Origin of the sequence: Streptomyces sp. NPDC058576, assembly GCF_042718715.1 — a bacterium.
Lineage (GTDB): Bacteria > Actinomycetota > Actinomycetes > Streptomycetales > Streptomycetaceae > Streptomyces.
The window spans coordinates 1-3,938 of record NZ_JBHXPF010000056.1; the positions used below are offsets into that span (position 1 = coordinate 1).

The 3,938-nt window shown below is 73.9% G+C and carries 4 protein-coding genes and 1 pseudogene; all 5 read right to left on the minus strand.

From position 1 onward, the window contains the following. Positions 1–95 precede the first annotated feature (95 nt). The gene (locus ACFWRV_RS29220) at positions 96–452 is read right to left on the minus strand and encodes a GntR family transcriptional regulator (protein WP_030580653.1); all 357 of its coding nucleotides are present in this window, start codon (positions 450–452) and stop codon (positions 96–98) included. Between the two features lie 2 nt (positions 453–454). Further along, complete coding sequence (locus ACFWRV_RS29225; protein ID WP_384338743.1) at positions 455–1,423, minus strand: DUF1648 domain-containing protein; 969 nt, start codon at positions 1,421–1,423, stop codon at positions 455–457. 153 nt (positions 1,424–1,576) lie between these two features. After that, positions 1,577–2,032: pseudogene (locus ACFWRV_RS29230) on the minus strand (DUF6304 family protein); the annotation flags it as partial. A 56-nt stretch (positions 2,033–2,088) separates the two neighbouring features. Continuing rightward, positions 2,089–2,685, minus strand: coding sequence for a GNAT family N-acetyltransferase (locus ACFWRV_RS29235; RefSeq protein WP_384338744.1), 597 nt, complete (start codon positions 2,683–2,685; stop codon positions 2,089–2,091). Between the two features lie 87 nt (positions 2,686–2,772). Further along, a complete protein-coding gene (locus ACFWRV_RS29240; protein ID WP_384338745.1) occupies positions 2,773–3,816 on the minus strand; it encodes a family 2 encapsulin nanocompartment cargo protein polyprenyl transferase in 1,044 nt (347 codons plus the stop codon). Positions 3,817–3,938: the final 122 nt, after the last annotated feature.

Below are 3,938 nucleotides of genomic sequence, written 5' to 3' on the forward strand. Positions count from 1 at the left end.
GCCCCGTGACCGGGGGCCGCCCGGCACCCCCCACCCCAAGCGGGCCTTTCCGGGTGCGGAACGGCCCTCTTCGTAATCCCCGACGCCTCCCCCTGTCAGGCGTCGAGTTCGCCGCGGACGAGGGCGAGCAGTTCGTCCTCGGTCATGCCCAGGTCCCGGGCGTCCGCGACCGCTTCACGGACCCGCTCCAGCAGCCGGGCCCGCTGTGGCGAGGCTCCCGCGGTGATCGCCGCGCCCCGGCCCCGGCGCAGCTCGATGAGCCCTTCCTCGCGCAGTCGTTGGTAGCCGCGCAGCACGGTGTGGACGTTCACGCCGAGAGATTCGGCGAGCACCCGGGCGGCGGGCAGCCGCTCGCCCGGTGCCACCGCGCCCTCGGCGACCGCGCGCCGGACCGAGGCGGCGATCTGGTCCCCGAGCGGAACGGTGGAAGTCGGATCGACCCGGAAGAGCATGGTCAGCGCCCCGCCCGCTGCCGGTCGAGCAGCGTGTTGAGCAGGGCGGCCCCGGTGGCCGAGTCCCCGACGGTGACGGCGAACTCGCGGCCGCTCGTCAGGCTGATGACGATGGCCTCGCCCGAGCGGGTGATGACACCGCTGCGCTCGGGGCGGATGCGATAGCCCCATCCGCCGTACTCCGCCAGCGCATTGACCGGGCGGCTGTCCGCGACCTCCATCCGCTCCAGCGGCACCCGCACCCGTGGCCGGGGCAGCAGGCCGGAGACGGTGAGGCCCCGCCGGTCCACAGTGACGTGGGGGCGGCAGAAGGTGCCGATCACCAGGGCGAGCACCATCAGCGGCGCCCCGAGGAACCAGCTCTGCTCCAGGCCGACGACGACACCGGCCGCCAGCAGCACCAGCACCGCGACAGGGGCCCACCAGGCGCCGATGCCGCGTCCCCAGGCGGCCACCTCGCCGTCGGCGAGCACGATCCTTTCCCGGGCCTCCGGACCCCGGTCGCGAGGCTCCTCGGGCAGGGGGACCAGCCGGGCCAGCAGCAGCCCGAGGGCTCCGGCGACGGCGGCCGCCGCGAGGGCGACCGCGATGTGCCAGAGCGGGAACCCGTCGGCCGAACCGCCGTCGGGCGCGTCCACGTTGACGAACAGGACGGCGATCAGCAGATAGCCGAGGAACGCGGCTGCGGCGAAGCCTCCGCCGGTGAACCACCGGTGGGCGCGGCCGTGGAGCTTGCCCCTGACCGCGACGACGGCCCACAGCGCGCCGAGCACGAGCAGCGACGGGACCGTGTAGAGGAGATAGGCGGTGTAGCTCATGTGCCGGTCGGCGGATCCGCCGGCATCGAAGTGGACGGCCAGCCGGTCGGGCAGGCGGTCCGCGACGGCGGTGTAGAGAGTGAGGTCGACGAGGAGAGCGAGCACAAAGGGAAGGGCGGCGAGAGTTGCGCGGCCAAGGTTCTTGCTTGTCATGGAAAACCTCCGTTGTTCGCATGCTAGTAGAACAATGCCGCGCGGGCAACGGGGTGACGCGCGTCCGCCCCGTACCGGCGATGCGGTTACGGGGCGGGCGCGAGCGGTGATCGTTGGCGGTCGGACGACTTCGGGCTAGGCGGCCCCGGGCCCGGCGATACAGGTCTGGAGCCTGGCGTCGTCCGGAAGGGCACGCTGGACGGCGGCCAGCGCCACGGCGAAGTCGCGCTCCGCGCGGGCCGATTCGTACACGGCACCGTCCAGGTGCAGAGCGAGGTGCAGATCCGGGTCATCCCGGCGCAGGGAGAGCAGGCAGCTGAGCGTCGCGGGGCGGGGCGTGCCCGCGACGAGGACGGGCAGCGGCAGATCCCACTCCAGTACGCAGTCGGTGAGCGCGCCGTCCGCGAGAGCGAACATCCCGCCCGCCGAGGCCTCCGACGGAGCGCCTTCGACGGGCCGCAGGCCGTCGAAGCTCCCGCCGTCGAAGCTCACGCCCACGAAGTCGATCCCCCGGATCCGGAACCGGAACCGCTGTCCGTCCGCGGTGAGAACGACGGCGTCGGAACCCTTGGTGTCCCGGTACCAGCCGGACCACGACTCATCTGTCATGAGCAGGGACTGTAGCCCCTGCACCGGGCGGCTTCCGTACCACCCTCCGCAGGGAATCAACCCGCCTGGGGTTCCCGCCACATGGGGTACATCGGCGGGCCGTCCGGCAGGTCGACCGCGCGGCCGAGGAAGCGGAATCCCAGCCGCTCGTACAGCGCCGGGCTGCGGGCGCTGCTCGCCTCCAGATAGGCCGGCAGCCCCTCCCGATCGCAGCGCTCCAGCTCCGCTCCGATGAGCTCCGCCCCGATGCCTTCTCCCTGGCGGTCGGGACGGACGCCGATCATCAGCAGGTAGGCGTGTGCACGGTCGTGCGGGTGAACGGCCCCGGTGAGCCTGCCCACCAGTTCGCAGCGCTCGTTGTCGGGGTCGGCGGTCCGCCGCATCAGGGCGGGCGTGGGGTCCTCCTCCTCGGGGGCCCCGGCGGGCACCGCCAGCCACAGGGCCACCGCCGCTCCGTCCTCGGCGATGTCGATACGGCCCTCGGCCAGGGCGACGTCGACGAAGACGCCGAGGAACCTGCCGTGCACCGCGCGCCGGTGCGTCTCGTCCGGGAACACCCAGCTGCTGACCGGGTCATGGTGGAAGGCCTCCTCCATGACCGAGACGACCAGCTCCCGGTCGCGCTGCTCCGCCTGCTGGATCCGTATGCCCATGACCGGCCGCCGCCTCTCCGCTGCTTTCCTTCAACCGACCTCCGGAATACTAGAGTTGAGATGGCACCGATGGTCACGCGAGGTGGGTCAGCTGGTCCGGCGGGTGACGAATTCGGCGAGCGCCAGCAGGTCGCCCGCCGCGCTCGGGTCGGGAACCGCCCGGGAGAGGTGGTGGACCGCGCGGGCCATCCGGTCGGCCGCGCAGACCTGGGCCCAGTCCCGGCCGCCGGCCCGGTCCACCGCGTCGGCCGCCCTGGCCACCTCGGCGGCGGTGTTCATGGGCCCCCGGTAGAGCGCGGCGAGCTCGGCGGCGGCCGGGGTGCCCGAGGTGAGGGCGGCGACCACGGGCAGGGACTTCTTGTGGGCGGCCAGGTCGGCCCCGACGGGCTTGCCGGTGCGGTCCGGGTCGCCCCAGATGCCGATCAGGTCGTCGATGAGCTGGAACGAGAGCCCCGCCTCCCGCCCGAACCCGTCCATCGCGCGGACCGCCCGGTCCTCCGCCCCGGCGTAGAGGGCTCCGACCGCGCAGGCGCAGCCGAGCAGGGCGCCGGTCTTGGCGGTCGCCATCGCGAGGCACTCGTCGAGGGTGACCTCGTCGGGGCCGCGCTCCTCGAAGGCGCAGTCCGCCTGCTGGCCCGCGCACAGCTCGATGACGCAGGAGGAGAGGCGGGCGGCGGCGCGAGCCGCGGCCGGGTGCGCGTCCTCGGCCAGCAGGCGCTGGGCGAGGGCGAGCATGGCGTCGCCGGTGATGACGGCGTCCGGAACACCGAAGACCGCCCAGGCGGTGGGCCGGTGTCTGCGGGTGGTGTCCTCGTCGATGACGTCGTCGTGCAGCAGGGTGAAGTTGTGGGCGAGTTCGACGGCGACGGCGGCCCGGACCGCGCGTTCCTGATCGCCGCCCAGCGCGCGGGCGGCGGCCAGCACGAGGGCCGGCCTGATGGCCTTGCCTGCCTGGCCGGCGGCCGGGGTCCCATCGGCGTTCTGCCAGCCGAAGTGGTACATCGCGACCCGGCGTATGCCGCCGGGCAACGACTCCACGGCCGATCGCAGATGCGGGTCGACGACGGCCCGGGTGCGCTCCAGGAGCGCCGCGGCCTCGTGCCCTTCCGTCGCTGCGTCCGTACTGGTCATGGTCACGGTCACTCCCTGGGGCGAGGCGATGGGTGCGGGCCCGGGGGTGGGGGGGGGCGGGGGGCCCCCCCCCCCCCCGGGGGGCGGGGGAGACGCCCCCCCCGGGGACACACGGGGCCCAA